This window comes from Elizabethkingia bruuniana, assembly GCF_002024805.1.
Classification (GTDB): Bacteria; Bacteroidota; Bacteroidia; order Flavobacteriales; family Weeksellaceae; genus Elizabethkingia; species Elizabethkingia bruuniana.
Genome location: NZ_CP014337.1, coordinates 2,134,986 through 2,153,108, shown reverse-complemented (window position 1 = coordinate 2,153,108; position 18,123 = coordinate 2,134,986). Strand labels below are relative to the sequence as shown.

The window sequence follows — 18,123 nt, the reverse complement described above, 5'->3', positions numbered from 1 at the left end:
ATATATGCTAAATGGTGAAGGCTCATTTACGGACAGAAAATACAACCAGTTACAAACAGATTTCAGGGTAGAAGCTGTTGCGGCAAATATTCTTAAATATTACGATGCGGAAGCTGATATTTACATTAAACGTATAGGCCTTAATGACAGAGCTTATTTAAAAGATATTAAAGGTATTACTACGTCTTCCTATGATCTGGATGAAGAAAATATAATAATAGAAACCTATAGGGAAGGTATATACGATTATTTGCCAGAGGGCGTTTTTCACCCGCCTTCATTGGGGGCATCCAGTACGAATATAGATAGTGTTGTACGGGAAATAAGAAAGCAAAAAGCCGTTGAAGAAGATGCCCGGAAATTCTTCCAGCCTTTCGAATTAGAGTTCTTTTACACCCATGTAAGCGCGCTGCTTAAGGAATCAGAATTTGATGCAGAAAACAAAACTAATGCGCTTTTAGAATTTGCATGTGAATTATGGCCTGTACTAAGAAAGATAGACCTGAAGTCCGCTAAAATACTAGTACATATTCTGCCGTTTATTCATGAGGTAAGAGGAAATAAAAACTGGATTGAGAAATTTTTAAGTGCATTTCTGAATGTTCCTGTCAATATTAGTTTTTTAGCCAATATTGTGGAAGAACAAGATGATAAAGAAGGCGTAACAGCACTAGGCAATGCCCGTTTGGGAGTTACGTTTATTCCTACTGGGAAGCATATGGACGGAGACCGCAATTGGATGATTAATATAGGGACGATTCCCTATGATGAAATACACCGTTACATTCCGGGAAGCTCCTTTAGGGAATTGCTTAGAGAATTGTATGATTTTTTCACTCCGGTTTCGGTAAAAATATTTGAAAATTTCATTACAGAAAAAAAAGATGAGTCGTTTGTTTTAAGTGTTGATAATGAATTAAATAGACTGGGCTATTCAACCTTTTTATAGCTCAGAGAAAAGTGTTACATTTACTATGTATATAAAAGAAAATTATTGTTTATTATGGAGTTAACCTCTATCAAAGGTGTTTTTTTAAGGTATATTTTGATGCCGCTGTTTGCTGTTATTATGATGTTTATAATGGGCATTATAAGGAAGAATACTCCTGCAATTAAACTAAAACATATTATTGTTTATGTACTGTTGGGGGGACTTATTCTGGCAATCCCCGGTTTTTTCGGATTTACCGGTAATCTTTTTAATCCTTACTGGTATTTAGGCGCTCAGGCTGTATTTCTGGGACTGGGTATTTTGCATGTTAATTTATTACATCATTATTTCAGGAAACATTTTACTTCTACAACAAGAAGCATAATTTTCGACTGTGTTCTCAGTATTACCTGTATAGCCTTTGGAGGTTATCTTTTTGTATTAATTTTTAAATGGATTAGTACAGGACTTGGAAATCCGTTTATGGCGGCAACGAGTATGGTCTCTTTTGTTATTCCGTTACTTTTCTATTACTGCTATATTTCCTTTATCAGTATTCCTTTTGACATCTATAAAACATGGAGATATAACCCGGACGAAAAGCCCTTCAATTTCCAGGGGGTGGACTTTGATAAGCTAATGGTACTCAACGTAGAGCTGAGTAAGAATTTGGAAGATCAACAGCGTTTCAGAATAAAAGCTAAAACATTGCCTACAGGCATTACTTATGGAGAATGGTTCTTTAGAGTAGTGGACGATTATAACCACAAAAATCCTAATTCTAAAATCCAATTAACGGATTACAATAACAATTCCTATTACTGGATTTTCTATATCAAGAAATCTTTCTTCAGCTCCAGAAAATATATTGATTTTGAAAAAGATATTTCTTCGAATAAGATATCCGAAAACCAGGTCGTTATATGTAAAAGAGTAATACAACACCAGGAGGAAGGCGAAAAGGAAAAATTAGTAATAAGTGAAGCTAAATAACAGCACCAATGATACAACCAATTAAACACAATGCCATCAATTGGGTGGATGGGATGAAGGTTTCCCAAATGCACCTTAATGAGCAGGATAATTTCATTATAGATAGTATAAGGGATTCTAATTCCTTACAGATTAATAATTTCAATTATGGATTACTGCCTATGGCAGGGCAATTTTCCGAGAAAACTGTTTTCGAGATTTACAGCACGGCAACCAATGATGCCCAGCTGGTTATTAAAAATTGCAATGCAATAACTCTGGCCGGTTACAGAATTGAAATAAAGGATTTCAATATGAATATCAGAAGTCTGGCTAAAAATCTTAGCGCTACTGAAGATAGTATTGATGGTGATTACTATATTCTTATTTCTGTAAATCCGTTTAACAAAGTTCCTTTTGGCGAAATCGATCCAGAGGAAATACCACCGCGTCATCCTTATTCCATGCCAAACTATAATATAGAAATGGTAGATGTAGCAGCACTGAATAATAATCTGGCCGGTGGAAATTATATAGTGCTTGGAAAAGTTAACTTCAGAGCCAATTTTGCTCAGATCGACAGCAGCTTTATTCCGCCATCCACCTCGCTTCAGAGTCATCAGAGATTGGTAGATTATTATCAGAGTTATGTAAGATCAGTATCCAATCTTCAGCAGTATGCATTTAAGATTATTCAGAAATCTTCACATAAAGATCAGAATACGGCATTAGCCAATAATGTAAGAGCACTTTGTACAAAACTTATCAATGCTTTGGCAGATAATTATTTCAGTTTTAAGAACTTGGTACCGGAGCAGCCTCCGATTTATCTTATTGATATTTTTTCGAAAACAGCTTTGCATTTATACAATGCTACACAGATGATTCCGAATGCTGAATTAGAAGAAATGCTGAACTACAGTCTGGAGTGGAGTGAAATTGCACCGCATACTTTCTTGGGTCAGATTACTACAGTATCCGAAATCAATTACGACCATTACAACTGTGGAGAATACCTAAGGAATATTCAGTCGCTTTTAAACTGTCTGGAAACTGTTTTCGGAAAGCTAAGCGAGTTGGATTATATCGGTCAGAGAAAAGAAAATATTATTGTAACCGAACAAGAAATAAAATCGAATACCGATCCTAAAACAGGATGGAGTGTACTGGATTAAAATAATAAATAGGGGATTACGTTCTTTTGTTTTAGAAAAACTTTTAATAAAACATGTCTAATTTTTTTTCTAACTTTAAGAAGTTGTTCAGTAATCTCTTTGAAAAACAAGATGATAAAATAACAATTAAAAATAAAAAAACATCAAATATGGCAATGTATAATTACGGTGTCGGCGGAAATGAGATTAAAGTAGATGCCAATGAAGCAATTCAAGAGATACAGGAGAACAGATCCCTGTTAGTGAGTCAGTTAACTTCAGATGAATCTATGGTTCCTGAGGTTGTAAGAGGATTAAAAACAATAGAGGATATTTTCAGACATTTTCAGCCTTCTGTTTCCGTGCAGCACGAAAAAGAAGACGGATCATTTGTTGATGAAGAATTTCGTTTTCAGACTTTAGGAGATTTTACCCCTAAAAGTTTGACCCAGAATTCTCAGTACCTACAACAACTTAGTATTGAACAAGAGCAGTATAATAAGATCCTGCGTCAGCTGAAGAATAATAAGATTCTTCGCAATATGCTGGAGAATGAGCAGACAAAAGCAGCTTTTGTAGAAGTTTTAAAGGAAGTAGCAAAAGAACTTGAAAAATAGTCTTTCATCAAATCAAATAACATAATTATGGAAAATAAACCACAGGCGGCACCACAGCAGGAAGGTCAACAGCAGCAACAGCAACATTCCGGAGCAAAGAGTAATCCGCTAAATGAATTGAATAAAGTAGGCGGATTTGGATTTGTAGAAACCGTTATTGACGGCATTGCTAATATGAACCCTACAAGAAAGGCCAGAAAAGAGATTTTCTTAAATGATGAAAATAAAGACAAAGAAAGAAAAGATTTATTACAAAAAATCAATCTTTGGGTGAGCCTTTTAGAAGGAGAATCTTCGGCTGAAAAAATGGCTGAATCTGCTAAAAATAAGGCAAATACTGCCGAGCATAATCTAAAGCATAATCTTAAAAACGCTTTGGATTCTGTAAGAGACCTTGAAACGTCTTACCGTACCGTAGCACAATTTTATAAAAATACAGAGCTGGATAAAGTAGACAATGTAAGCATTGTAAATGCTTCATTAGAGCAGATGAAGGATCTGGATAATCCTTTATTTATCGATGCTATTGCAGATGAGTTTAAACAAAACTATGATAGATTAGACCTGAGAGATAACTATTCTATTTTGGCAGTTCCGGGATATCTGGGGTCAAATAAAGTAGTTGAGAAATGGGCTAAAATCTGTAATGAAAATAAAGTCATGATGGTAACTGACTTTGCCAATTTAGATAAACCAGATGATGTAGTAGACCTTTTCCATTCGGCTAACCTTACCGGTGGAGAGCTTCACAGAAGCAATGTTATTATGACATGTAACTGGCTTGTCGGCAGAGGAAAAGCTGAAGAAGTAGGAGAAGAAGAGAACGTAGATCTTCCGCCATCTACCTCCCTTGCAGGTAAAATCCACAGAACACTAATGTCTCAGGTAGCTGCCGGTAAAAAGCACGGTAATATCAATGAGGTTGACGCTGTTAAATTCGATTTGAAGAAAAGTGAGATCTCTCAGTTAGAAAAAATGGGACTGGTTCCTATGGTGAATGAGTATGGAAAGATTATGGCTTTCTCTGCTAAGACATTGTTTACAGGAGATAATATCGGACTTCAGACATATTCGGTTGTAAGAGTATTCGACTATGTAACGAAAGTACTTTTAGACTTCTTAAACAGAAGAGCTTTTGAAAACTGGACACCAAGAAATGAAGATGACCTTCGTAAGCAGATTGTTTCTTTCTTAGATGGTATTAAAGGAGCAGATAAGCTTATTGAAAACTTTAAAATCGTAAGATTCGAGCAGGATAAAGTAAATAAAGACCGTGTATGGTTGGATATTCGCTTGACACCTTATTTCCCGACTAAGAGCTTCGTGATTAAGCTGGATGGTCATAAAGGAGATGATGGTAATGAGTGGGATGCTCAATATACGCAGGAATAAATAGCTGAAAAATTATAATATTGAAGAGGGATTTCATAATAAAACATGAGGTTCCTCTCTTTTTTCCAATGTAAGAAATATCTTGAATTGGAAGACACACCACATCAAATCAATAAAATATAAATGAGTGTATTAATTTCAAATGAAACTGTTAAACAGTTATTTCATATAGCCCAGTCTATTGCCAGGGAAAATTATAATTCTACCTATGGAGCTCCGCATCTATTGCAGGCTTCTGTGCATCAGGATATAGGACTTCGCGAATTTTTACAAAGTATAGAAAAAGATCCGGGGTATTTATACGATTGGGCAGATGTCCGTATCGAAGATTATCCCAAAACGGCTCATTTGCCACAAGAAGTTGAAGCAGCAGATCATGTAAACGAGATTTTGTCTCAGGCTGATGATATCCGCATAAAGCTAGGACTGGATGAGGTTACTCCGGTTTGTGTTTTAGCCAGTATTGTAAAGCCGCATGTTGTATATGATTCGCAGGAACTAAAATCGCTTCCACTTCGGGAACATGAAATATTAAATCATTATCGTGGCAATAAAGTAAATACTCAGGAGAATGGGGATGATATACTGAGTTCTCCTTCCTACGAAAAACAATCTTTTCCTTCTATAAACAGCTATTGTATTGACAAAACACTGGATGCTGCACAGGGAAAGCTGGATGATATAATGGGCAGGGATAAAGAATTAAGAACTCTTATAGAAATTCTTTGCCGAAGAAGTAAACCCAATGTGATTATTGTGGGAGAACCAGGGGTTGGTAAAACGGCTTTGATAGAAGGATTTGCTCAGGAAATTAATAAAGGTAATGTACCGGAATTATTAAAAAATGCAACACTTTTGGAGTTGGATACCGGAGCATTACTGGCAGGAACTTCTTATAAAGGTGAAATAGAAGACCGACTAAAAAAAGTAATTAATGAATGTAAGAAAATAGATAAAGCAGTTTTATTTATTGATGAAATTCATGCTCTTTTAGACAGCAGAGGCAGCGCCGGAAACGTAGCCAATTTGCTAAAGCCGGAACTTGCCAGAGGAGAAATTACCGTGATAGGAGCTACAACTCAGGAGGAATACCGTAAGATTATTGAGCCTGAAAGAGCCTTCAACAGGCGTTTTGAGGTTTTATTAGTGGAAGAACCGGATGATACTACCTGTGTCAAAATGATCGAAGTATTATTAGACGGGTACAAAGATCATCATAAAGTTGAGGTTGAAAAGTCTGCACTTGCTGAATGTGTACGTCTTTCCAAGAGATACGCAAAAGGTAAAAAACTGCCGGATGCAGCTATAGATTTATTGGACAGAACAATGGCTGCAATCAAGATGCTTGATGAGCTTTCTGAAAATGAACTTGCAAAATGGAAAGAAGAATATGATCACCTTTTGAAACAAGAGTACTTAGATGACAAAGACTTATTGGACGAATTAGTTTGGCATTACAGGCTATTACAGGACAGGCTAAGTCCTATTTTATGGGGCTCTTTATCCGAACAGCATCAGGTAGACAGTTCCATGAATGTGGAGGAGGTAAAGAAAATTATCGATGATACTTATACAGAGCTTCAGCAGCATGCAGGAGTAAAACGAGAGAAGGTAGGTAAACTTGAGCTGGCTGCTGTAATGGCAGCTAAAACCGGAATCCCAATTGGAAAAATACAGGCTCAGGAGAAAGAAAAGTTAATCAATATGGAATCCTTACTCCTAAAAAGAGTGGTAGGGCAGGATCATGCACTAAAGATATTATCAGATGCTATTGTTGAGAACAGAAGTGGTCTTAATAAACCAGGACAGCCTATTGGTTCATTCTTCTTATTAGGTCCTACGGGTACCGGAAAGACTGAGTTGGCTAAATCCATTGCCGAGCTTCTTTTTAATGACGAAAAAGCAATGGTTCGTTTTGATATGTCAGAATTTAAAGAAGAACATTCTGCAGCATTATTATACGGAGCGCCTCCGGGCTATGTTGGTTACGAAGAAGGCGGAATGCTGGTAAACAAAATCAGACAACAGCCATATACCGTAGTATTATTTGACGAGATAGAAAAAGCTCACCAATCTGTGTTTGATGTATTCCTTCAGATAATGGATGAGGGAAAAGTCCATGATAAATTAGGAAAAGAGGGTGATTTTAGTAATGCATTGATTCTCTTTACTTCGAATATTGGTAGTGAAGAAATTGTAAGAAAATTTGAAGAAGGTATAACGCCGGAATCTAAAACGCTTATGCAGATTATGTCGGATTCAGGGAAATTCCGTCCGGAATTTTTAGCACGTATTACCGAGATTATTCCTTTTGCACCAATTACAGAAAACGTAGCAGAACGTATATTCAGAATTCAGTTAAAATCCCTGATTCAGTCTCTTACCAGACTGGGGATTGAGTTTGAAATTTCGGATGCTGCAGTGCATCACTTAGCTGTTAATGGTTTTAGCAGCAGATACGGAGCCAGACAGATTTCGGGTGTAATTCGTACCCAGCTTGCGCGCCCAATCTCTAAAAAGATTGTGCGGGAAGAGGTGAAGGCAGGTCAGATCATTAAAGTTGACTGGTCCACAGAATCTGAAACATTAAACTGGGAAATAAAAGACCATATATAAAAAAAGCGGAACCTTGGTTCCGCTGATTTTTGTTTTTACTTAAGATAATCTTAGTTAACAGGCCAGATACCATCGTAAGCACCACCACCATAAGTGATTTTCTCAGCGCTGATAACGAAGCTCACCAGCATATTGTTGCTGTCGATAGCGTCAAAGTCAACTTCGTGCTGGATTACATATCCGTTTTCCCAGTTAAGCTTGATAAGAGTTCCTTCTTCATGAGACTTGTTGAATGTAACTTCACCAGAAGTTGGTTTGTATTTACCATTCAATAGAGATTCGATGATGTCAGATTTTTCAGTCGCTTCTACAGTGATTTTGATAATCGCATTAGAAGGATCAGAAGCAACTCTACCTGAAACGTCAGTAGAACGTGCTACGCTGTAGTTAAGTTTTAATACTTTTTGGTCAGTACCGTTGTTGAATTTTAGAAGAGCTCTTGAATTGTTAGCAGCCATAATTTCTAGTATTTAATAGTTAAAGATTTATATTTTGATTTCAGTGTTATAATAAACTTCCATTTCTGTTAAGTCAAAGATATAAGGCTTTTATCATTTGAAAATCAATAAATTCGGAAAAGATTGAAATTGTAGTAATTCTACGATTTTATATGATATTCAAAAAAAGTACATTTGTTTAGTACATTGGAGAAGTATATTTTGTGCGTAACGAAATTGTATATTCTTCAATTGAAAATATAAAAATATAAAACCCTCAAATCCCAATATGTATGAAAAAGAATGGCCAACCGGAAGACGTATTTTTTTCTCCACCAAAATTTGCACCGGACAATAATGCGGACGGAATAAAAGAGAACCACCACTCGGGTATAAACAGGCTTGTAAAGCTTTCTATTGTAGTTGATGGGCAGGTCATAAAATACTACAAGCATTTTAAATTAAAGCAAAGTGCAAAAGGACATCATTATTTTGAGCTCACTCTTGCTCATGATGCTTTAGGTGAAAGACAGGATCATCAGTTAGGCCAGGCGAATCAGTTTTTAGGGAACCGCCTTACGGTTAAAATGATGTATAAGGATATAGCATCGAGTCCGGAGCGTGTGTTTGTAGGTGTTATTACTCAGGTAGGGTTTAGTCAGGATAGCCATAGTTTAGGGAATATTGTATTAAAAGGTTATAGCCCGACTATTTTGTTGGATGCAGCACCTCATACCCAAAGTTTCGGAGGAGGTCAGCCTGTTAATATGGGGATTATAGCAACGAATGTTATCAAGCAGGGTATAGATAGTAGTAAATACGATGTGCGGGTAGATGCCAAAGCATCTTCGCAGATATTATATAGTGCTCAGTATGATGAGACTCATTACAATTACTTAGCAAGAATGGCAGAAGCCTATGGTGAGCAGTTTTATTATGATGGAGAGGTGCTTCATTTTGGTAATATGCCGCCGCAGAATAAACCTATAGAACTTACTTACGGTAGTAATGTAACCGATGTAAATGTAGAATTAAAAGCGGTACATCTTAAACCTGAATACTACGGATATAACAGTAGTAGCAATACAAAGCTAACTTCCGGAGAAACCTCCATCAATCATAAAAGTGATCTGGCACAGAAAGCCTATCAGAAGAATAAAGGAATTTTTACGACCCCTTCCTTACGTATTGCTCCAATAAAGGCAGTTACGGATATGGATGTAGTGAATTCTCAAACCAGTACTTCGGGAAGCCAGGCGGTAGAAGTCTTTACGGTGTCCGGAGGAACAACGGTACCTTTTCTTTATCCCGGTTGTGTATCGGATCTTAAGATGCGCAAACAGGACAGCAACCAAACCAGTTATTTTACACGACTTATGGTCACTGAAGTTACTCATGAGGTAGATACTTTGGGACATTATACGGGACATTTTGAAGCTATAGCATCCGATACAGGTTATATGCCCAAACCAGAGTTTGTAGTGCCTATAGCCCAACCACAGATTGCTACAGTGATCTCAAATACCGATCCTGAAAGTCAGGGTAGGGTAACTGTCAAGTTCGATTGGCAGCAAAGTGATACCACCAATTTTATCCGTATGATGAGCCCTGATGCAGGAGGTACGGATCAGATTACCCAAAATCGTGGTTATGTAGCGATACCAGAGGTGGGAGATCAGGTGATGGTAGGTTTTGTACATAATCATCCCGACAGACCTTTTGTAATGGGCGGTATTTTCCATGGTGGAACAGGTCTTGGAGGAGGCGTTAACAATCATTTGAAATCTATACAAACCCGAAGTGGAATAAAGGTTCTGATGAATGATGCCGAGGGAAGCGTCAATATTATCGATCCAAGTGGTAATACCTATTTCATGGATGGAAAAGGAAATATAACTGTAACCGCTCCAAAAGATATGAACTTTAATGCCGGAGCAAACCTCAATATTTCAGTAGGACAGAATATGACCACTACAGTAGGTGCCAATCAGAGCAATACTATTGGAATGAACAAAGTAGATAATATCACAATGAATCATAATGAGAGTGTCGGGGCAATGAAGAATATGGCTATTGGAGCCAATTTTATGACCAATGTGACCGGAAAACTCACCCATTATGTAAAAGGAGATATGGAAACCTTTGGAGAAAAAGAACATCGATTGACAAGCCTGAAAGGGGTAGAGGTAAACAGCAAAGGGAATGTAGAACATCACGCTGAAAAAGAGGTGATGAATAATAGTGGAGAGAAATCTAAAAGCCAGTAAGAATGAGTATTGAGTATTTTGTAGAGGGTAAGATACTTACACAGACTGAAGGTAATAACACTACTTTTTCTAAAGAAGGAATTGTACATAACAGTACGCAGTATGTTAATCAGAAAGGAGCAGATACAGGGGTGAGTTATAATTCTCCAAAGATTGTTCACCCTAATGATAAACCAATTAGTACTGTGGATGTAAGTCTTAATCTTTTCTTTGATGGGACTTTTAATAATAAAACAAACGTACAGGAAGGAATGCAAAAAGATCCTTCTAAGCGAAAAGGAAGTTATGATAATGATTTTAGTAATGTAGCCAGAGGCTACGATGCTATTGATGCAAATGCAGAGAATCAGGTTTCATGGTATATTGAAGGTATTGGAACTGTAGATTCCAAAACAGATAACGATACTTTGGGACTGCCGGCACGTGGTGGCGGACTCGGTGTAGGAGAGCGGGGAATTGCAGCTAAAGTAACAAAAGGATGCATTAAAGGTGCTGAAGCACTCAGAACTAAATACAGAGGGAAAGTTATTAATGTTTTAACCGTAAATGTATATGGGTTTAGCCGTGGTGCAGCCGCAGCACGACACTTTATGCATGTGGCTACAAATGCACCAACAACACAAAAGCTTAGTAAAAATAAATTGCAAATATATCCACCTGAAGTATTTGAAAAATCTGATAAAGAAGAGCGTTCGGAGCAGTTCTTTGTCCTAGAGAAAACAGATTCTCATCTTATGAATTATGGATACTTCGGCGCTTGTCTGCTGAAAAATGAATTGGTTGTTAATCAGATAAAATTCAATTTTGTAGGACTATATGATACGGTAGCATCTTTTGGTATCAACCATAAAGGTTTTAGTCTTTTTGGTGTGAGTATTATTGATAGCGATGCCGAGCAATTAGGTCTTAATGCTGTTAAAAACGGATCGTTTGTATTTCAAATCGCGTCTGCTGATGAATATCGGGATAATTTTAGTTTGACTAATATAGAGAGTGCTGGAATAAAAGGGCTGCAGATTACGCTTCCTGGCGTACACTCCGATATTGGTGGCGGATATGTAGATAAAGAAAAAAATAAAGTATTGCTTTATGTTGAAAGAGGAGGAAGGACAGTATGTGATAAGTTCAGGAAAATCTTAATCGAGGAGGGTTGGTTCAAAGATTCCAGCAATGAAATATGGGTAGAACAGGATGATCTTCATTTAAGTAATGTGAGTCCTCAATACAAGCTTTGGGGAGAAAGAACGTTATCTAATCATTACGATAAAGTATCACTATTCCATATGTTTGAGTTTTCGAAACAATTTAATGTAAAGTATAACCCGAGTATAGAAAAGGATAATAATATTACAGATAATTTTATTCTGAAAATCAGCAGTCAGCTTCTGAGTTACATTCAAAAGTGTAATGAACTTAGAAATAAATATGTAAACCTTTACAATGAGGGGGCTAATCCATCCGATCAGCAATATGTGAAGACCGCAAAAGAATATTCATATTTGGACTCATTCATTAATATGGAAGACCTTAAAAAACTAAGACGGGAGTATCTTCACTGGTCATCCAATATGGCTACTTTCGGAATGGGGCCTCGTGAATCAGGAGCCTTGACTAACTCACAACGTAAAAGGTATATCATAGATGGATAAATTTAAAATCATTATATTTTTATTGGGAATTCTCCCACTTATTAACTGCCAGAAAATGAAAAACGAAAAACCTATGCTATCTTATAATGTGCAGATTTCGCATCCGGGGAATAACTATCTTATAACTCCGGTAGAGGATAATATTATAACATTGGAGGGAACACCTGCTCATTTACCTTATGGCAGTTCTTCAGGAAGCTGGGGGAATTCCGGAAAAGGATTTACTGAACAGCAAGGGACACCTATAGGTGTTAATATCGTTTATTTTTCCAGATATGAAGATGCTTTTTATCGTCTTAAAGTTGATTTTCCAAAAGATAAAGTACAGGATCTGATACAAAGAGCCTATGCTAATGCAGAATCTAAATCTTCAACTAAACCTTTAAAAGAATATATCAATATAAATCAGGAACCTGACTATGACAAAGCCTATAATGGTTTAGGAAAGTCCTATGACAAATTCAGTGATCTTATTTTTGGATTTGCTCCCAATGGTATGGTAGTAGTATGGCTGGGCTTTGGTCCCACGCAGATAGAGCTTGGAAAGTATACAGCCGAGCGTATTAAGGATGATAAGGTATATGCTGATAAACTGTTTTCAAAGATTTCTCAGACAAGAGAAGATATTAAGAAAGATATGTTTATAGATGGAGCTTCTTCAAAACAATGGGAAGATTACAGGACTCTTTATAAATGGTCTCCTAGAATAAGTTCTGAGAATAAAGGTTTTCGATTGTTTAATGTAAATGTTGATTATTATAATGCGGAAAGAGAAACAATGCTTCGCCCATGGGTAGAAAATATACCGGTAAAAGACAGGGCTATTCCTAAGGAGGTCACTTTCTTTTGGGAAACAGCAAAGGGAGAATCATTTGAAGGACGTGCATTTTTTGATTGGCAAAAGACGAATGAAGCTTTTAAAAGAGCTGGTAATAATTTAAAACTGGAGTTTAAAATTACTCCCGATAATAATAATTATGAAATTCTCTTAAATGGAGAGCCTTTTAAGGCAGATAGTCTGAGAGTATACAACAGTAATTTTACATTTAAAGAATCTTATAAGTAATTGTAAATAAGTCGATTGTTTTTAAATGGTTAGTGCAGATAAAGAATATGTGAAAATAAGAATTGACGGAATTCTTGATCTGGAGGAAATCTCCAGAGGCTATGAAATGACAAGTGAGGAGCTTATAGAATTTCATAATAAGCACTGTGCGCTTCACGAACTTCTGACATTGACATTACCTAAATATGTTGAACATTTATATATTCCTGAAAAAGCTTTTAAAAAACAGGAAAGCAATCAGCTGAAAAGTACAAAGCTGGATTTACCCAATACAGAAAGTACAAAAGTATATGGCGTTATAATGAAGTTTTTTCCTAAAGAATTGCAGTTTCATTATAAGATAAAGATAAAAAGGAAACAAAATAGGGTAGAACTATCCAAAGAGAAAACATTTGTCAATAATCAGGAGGTCGATAAGATTGTAGAACAAATTTTTGAAAAGGCAGAGCAAGCACTTTATCCATTAAAAGTTATAATAAAAGATAACGGGAATATTCTAAGAATTGACAATGTTGAAGAAATAGCACTAAGATGGAGGTCTGAACATTTACCGAAAATAAGAGAATACTATGTATCGGAAGTTGCTAATGAAATGATAAGACGTTTAGATATTGCATTAGGAGATGTAAATAAAAAATTAGATCTGCTTTTTAGAAATATATTTTATAAGCTTTTTTTTCTGGACGTGTATCTGAGTTATGAGCAGTTTTCTAAAGAGGGAATCTTTGATATTTATTTTTCTGGGCTTGGACGTGAAGTTTCTTATAAAGCAGAAAGGATAATAAATAAGCAATATACTTCGGGTAATAAAATTGTATTAGAAATAAAAGGAAAAGAACAGGAAGATCCATTGAATGTAAAATCTAATAAAGGACAAATAGATTTACTTTACAAATTACACAAAGAAACAAGGGAGATATTTTCTATTAATGGAATAATTTCAACCTTTGAGAAAGTAATAGAGCACAGAATAGAATTTCAGCTTTATGAATTGAATTCTCAGTAAATTAAAATAAACACTAAAAACACCAAAATATGAGTGAAAAACATTTAGTCTGTCAAGGAGCGCTATGTATGTGCAATTTTGGTACAGCGCCAGATAAGCTTAAAGTGAAAACTCAGAGCAAACGCTATATTAATGATAAAGATGGTGCTGATAAGCTTATGGCTACCCATATGGATATTGGTAAGACTTTTGAAAAAAACACTTTTGGAAGCTGTAGTAAGATGAACAATAACCCTTGTCAGGTTACCGTTACAGAATGGAGTGGCTTTTATGATAAAATAACCTTAGAAGATAATAAAGGTAAAGCCTTATTGGAAAGTAGTAAAGCTACTTGTCCTATTGGAAGTAAAGATTGTATCAAGATCGTCAATCATGGTCAGACGGCTGAAGTTTCTTCTCAAAGTGTTGAAAATGCAGACCAAGAAGTATTAGCAGAATTGTTTCCGTTTGTTCCATTATCTTCAGAAGAGGATAAAATACTCAATATTCAAAATTAATATTATGAAAAAGTCCCTGCATATAAAAATTGTAGATAGTCCGAGTAGTAAATTAGATATGGATACGGGTTATGGTGTTTTAAAATTACCAAAAGCCTCTTCTTTCTCTGTAGTTGTTGAAGAGTATGAGAAAGAAACTAAAGCTCTAAGTGAAGATTTTAATAAAAGTGTGGAATTATCCAAAAAGAGGTGGGATGAGAGAGCGAAAGCAGGTTGGTCTCCTAAAAAGTTGTTGGAAAACTGGAATGCCAATGAGGAGGAAAGGCTGAAAGCCTATAAAGAGAAGCAGAATAGTATTCAAGAAAAATATAAAGATGTTAACTGGACTTGGATATTAGCTCCTAAAAAATTAGACCCTCAAAATTTATCACATAATGAATCTTTTAGCAAAGGGGTTACAGGAATGCAGACTGTAAATTTTCCAGAGGTATTGGAAGGAGGAGGGCTGGCATATCTTGAAGCTTTTTTCCCGGAAACAGGAGCTGAGGGTAAGAAACCTTATGGGATTTTTGTAAGAGCAATGGGGAAGCCTTCTGTTATAAGAACGGAATGGACGGATATGCAGGATAATCCAATACCAAAAGGGACAAAAGTCTGTTGGGGGTCGCACTTGAGATTACATATTTATACCTCGGGCTTATATGGACAGGAGCTAGAAATAGCTTTAAAGGATAAAGATACTTTTATACTGGATTCGGATGACGATTTGAGTTATGGAGGATCCAAAACCTTTATGTGTGAGGTTGATGCTGTAAAAGCCAATAAAAATGAGGAAGGAAAACAGGGTGTAGCGGGGTTAATCACTGAAAATGAGGAGAAAGTAAAGCGAACATATATCCAAAAATCGGTAATTAATGTTTGGGTAGACTATAGTTGGATAAAAGAAGGCGGGAGTAATATTAAAATATATTCGTTGGTAAAATCAATTCAAACAGGTAAATTCTTTGAAAATTTTGAACGAAATTATTTAGAAGTTGCTTACGAAGGTAAGCCATATAATTGGGAAAAAGATTCTTCTAATAAACCTGTATTAGTTGGGCAAATCGAAACCAATATAGCTGCTTATCATCCTTGTCTTTATAAAGAGGTTATTTTTAATCCTATTCCGGAAAGTGATACGGAAAAGAGTAGAGTTCTTTTTAAAGAGCAGGAAGGAGTCTCATTTCCGAACTTATTAAATATTCCTATAATATGTCCAGATGTTGATCATTTGAAAGATTACAGTATTGAATTAAAGCAACTTGAAACAACTGAATGTATCTTTACAGGTAAAAAAAATGATCATAAAACTAAGGCATTAACGGTATTAAAATCTCCGGAAAACTTTAAAAATATTAATGTTAGTAGTAATGTTTTAAGCTTTAAAGCTGCATTCAATTATCATCCAAGTAATGATAATCTATTGGAAAAAACAAGCTTTAAAATGCTTGAATATATTTGGCCTGTTAGTTTACCTAGAGACAATAGTGCTAGTTTGGACATCATGGCTTCTACATGTAGGTACTCAAAGCAATTAAAAATTTTGGTATATCCTGATGTTAAATGGACACTTGATTTTAGATTTGGGATGAAAGGTCCGGAACAATATACATATACCAACCTTCCTAATTACCCAAGAACTGATAAGGAGGATGCAAAAGATCCTAAGTCTAGATATAGTGATGCTTTTTCAAAGTCCAATAAGGCTGGAAGAATAAATAAATATGGAATGGAAAAAAGAGCCAATGGAATGGAATTGGAATTCCAATTGGTTTTAAAGGCGGAGTATAACAAAGGAGAAGAAATTGAACTTGCTGATAAATATGCACAAAAAATAAAAAAGTTTTTAGAATTGCTATTAACTTTAAAAGAAGGATTAGATAGGTTAACCAATATTGATAAAATTAATTCTGGGCATAAATCAGCTGTAAAAGGACTGGGGAAAATTCTAAAATCACCTATTGTCGGGACTATAGATTACCCTGCAATTAGTATCGGAGGTAAATGGCAGGCAGCGATTAAAGAAGATACCAATGAAGTTTATACAGATGGTAAACTAATGGTAAGATTTAATCCACTACTTAAAGGGGATGTTTCTTTAGATATTATAGCAGCTGTATCCTATGTTCCCGCATTTGGGCAGGCTGTAAAAGCTATTGAAATTGCATTAAATACAGTTGGAGCAGAGTTGAATTTTATGCTTACTTTATTTGGTCAGGTAAATGTAGAATTTGAATATGCCTTGGCGGAAAAAGGAGGTTCAAATTTAAATTTAAATGGAGAAATTGGGCTTAGATTATCCTTGTCTGCTAAAGCTAAAATCAGTCTAAATGCTGTTGTATTCTCAATCGATGGAGAAATACAAGCAGAAGCTTATGCTGTAACATCTGTAAAGCCAAAGGCAAGTATTGGGCACGATAATAAAGGTACTTTTGTAGAAGCAAAATGTGATTTCATGGGCATTAATATTGTTTGTATTATTACGGCGAAAGGAAAGAATAATCAAATACAATATAAGGATACTTATAACATACTTGATAGAGAAGATAATTTTGTGAAAGGTAAGGGTTATATTATAGAAGCATGAGAAATTTAATAATAATAGTTTTTATCCTTTTTTATGGAAAAGCCAAATTCCAGGATAAAGCAAATACGATGATTAAGAAAGTAGAAACAAAAAATAAAAAAATGGATATCCAAAAACCATATTATACCGCAAAACTTCAAGTTCAAGCCTGTTATTACGAAGTATTTTTAAATGATATACCTGTATTTAGTTATGGTGTAAAAGGAGGAATGACGAATGAAATACCTTTGAATACTTGTATTTTGACTAGCGGCAAACAGTTATTAAAAATACGTCTATCACCAATGTTTAATAATATGCAATTAAATGCAAATACTGATTTATCTGTTGATTTTGGATATAGTGAAGTTATAGATGGAAAGAAAATGAGTGATTATGTTTCTTTGGGAAAATTTCAGCTTCCTAAGGAAATTTTAGAAAAAAAATTGCCATATTATGAAATAGAACTGCCCTTTGATGCTTCTGTATCTTGGAATTATAAAAGTATTTTGGAAGACGCACAAGATTTATCTAATACTACAACATTTCTTGATGAAGGAGCTAGAAAATTCTATAAAGTTCTTCAAAGTAAAGATTCTGAGAGTTATTTTGAAATAATGAAACAAAGTATAAAAATGCAAGCTCAGATGGAATATATGTCCAAACAAGAAGTAGATGATTTATATAAAGAAACTAATTTATCAAATATAAAAAAACTCTATCCTTTGGAGGACTATGATATTAAATTTTATGCTAAAGGAAAACTGGTCAGATTTGTTAGTAAGAAGAAGGACGAGAATGGAAATCAATATTTATTTAAATATACAGTTCCACCATTAATGGCTGGGAAACAAGACGGAGAAGGAGCATTTAATTATCTTTTCTATTTACCAAAAGGAAAAAAACAATTAGAAGTTTTTTAATTTAATACTATGCACCGATATCTTATTTCGAAGGGTGAAATTCCGTTTGTC

General features: G+C 35.3%; 14 protein-coding genes. 13 read left to right on the top strand and 1 reads right to left on the bottom strand.

Features of this window, described 5'->3' with window-relative positions; translation table 11 throughout:
- Positions 1-4: 4 nt before the first annotated feature.
- From AYC65_RS10015 to AYC65_RS09990, 6 genes are all read left to right on the top strand, one after another.
- Positions 5-949: a type VI secretion system baseplate subunit TssG gene (locus AYC65_RS10015; protein WP_034870013.1), complete on the top strand. Its 945-nt coding sequence runs from the start codon at positions 5-7 to the stop codon at positions 947-949.
- 54 nt (positions 950-1,003) lie between these two features.
- Entirely contained in the window at positions 1,004-1,924 is a 921-nt protein-coding gene (locus AYC65_RS10010; protein WP_034870011.1) for a TssN family type VI secretion system protein, read from the top strand.
- A gap of 8 nt (positions 1,925-1,932) precedes the next feature.
- Complete coding sequence (locus AYC65_RS10005; RefSeq protein ID WP_034870010.1) at positions 1,933-3,078, top strand: hypothetical protein; 1,146 nt, start codon at positions 1,933-1,935, stop codon at positions 3,076-3,078.
- A 53-nt stretch (positions 3,079-3,131) separates the two neighbouring features.
- Positions 3,132-3,674, top strand: coding sequence for a type VI secretion system contractile sheath small subunit (locus tag AYC65_RS10000; RefSeq protein WP_052114693.1), 543 nt, complete (start codon positions 3,132-3,134; stop codon positions 3,672-3,674).
- A gap of 27 nt (positions 3,675-3,701) precedes the next feature.
- Positions 3,702-5,066 carry a DUF5458 family protein gene (locus tag AYC65_RS09995; RefSeq protein WP_034870008.1) on the top strand — a complete coding sequence of 455 codons (1,365 nt, stop codon included), beginning with the start codon at positions 3,702-3,704 and terminating at the stop codon, positions 5,064-5,066.
- Between the two features lie 123 nt (positions 5,067-5,189).
- Positions 5,190-7,682, top strand: coding sequence for an ATP-dependent Clp protease ATP-binding subunit (locus AYC65_RS09990; protein WP_034870007.1), 2,493 nt, complete (start codon positions 5,190-5,192; stop codon positions 7,680-7,682).
- A 50-nt stretch (positions 7,683-7,732) separates the two neighbouring features.
- Here the strand turns inward: AYC65_RS09990 and tssD are convergent, their stop codons facing one another.
- A complete protein-coding gene (gene tssD / locus AYC65_RS09985; protein WP_034870005.1) occupies positions 7,733-8,140 on the bottom strand; it encodes a type VI secretion system tube protein TssD in 408 nt (135 codons plus the stop codon).
- Between the two features lie 272 nt (positions 8,141-8,412).
- Between tssD and AYC65_RS09980 the strand changes: the two genes are divergently transcribed.
- The 7 genes from AYC65_RS09980 to AYC65_RS09950 are packed head-to-tail and all read left to right on the top strand — an operon-like array spanning position 8,413 to position 18,072.
- Complete coding sequence (locus AYC65_RS09980) at positions 8,413-10,386, top strand: type VI secretion system Vgr family protein (protein ID WP_034870004.1); 1,974 nt, start codon at positions 8,413-8,415, stop codon at positions 10,384-10,386.
- 2 nt (positions 10,387-10,388) lie between these two features.
- Entirely contained in the window at positions 10,389-12,035 is a 1,647-nt protein-coding gene (locus AYC65_RS09975; protein ID WP_034870002.1) for a T6SS phospholipase effector Tle1-like catalytic domain-containing protein, read from the top strand.
- A 55-nt stretch (positions 12,036-12,090) separates the two neighbouring features.
- Complete coding sequence (locus AYC65_RS09970) at positions 12,091-13,101, top strand: DUF2931 family protein (RefSeq protein ID WP_234300294.1); 1,011 nt, start codon at positions 12,091-12,093, stop codon at positions 13,099-13,101.
- A 49-nt stretch (positions 13,102-13,150) separates the two neighbouring features.
- Complete coding sequence (locus AYC65_RS09965) at positions 13,151-14,107, top strand: hypothetical protein (protein ID WP_236887510.1); 957 nt, start codon at positions 13,151-13,153, stop codon at positions 14,105-14,107.
- Between the two features lie 29 nt (positions 14,108-14,136).
- Positions 14,137-14,604, top strand: coding sequence for a DUF4280 domain-containing protein (locus tag AYC65_RS09960; RefSeq protein ID WP_034869997.1), 468 nt, complete (start codon positions 14,137-14,139; stop codon positions 14,602-14,604).
- 4 nt (positions 14,605-14,608) lie between these two features.
- On the top strand, positions 14,609-17,170 hold the full coding sequence (locus AYC65_RS09955) for a hypothetical protein (RefSeq protein WP_034869995.1): 2,562 nt from the start codon (positions 14,609-14,611) through the stop codon (positions 17,168-17,170).
- Positions 17,167-18,072, top strand: coding sequence for a hypothetical protein (locus tag AYC65_RS09950; RefSeq protein ID WP_034869993.1), 906 nt, complete (start codon positions 17,167-17,169; stop codon positions 18,070-18,072). The genes AYC65_RS09955 and AYC65_RS09950 overlap by 4 nt, the downstream gene beginning before the upstream one ends.
- Positions 18,073-18,123 lie beyond the last annotated feature (51 nt).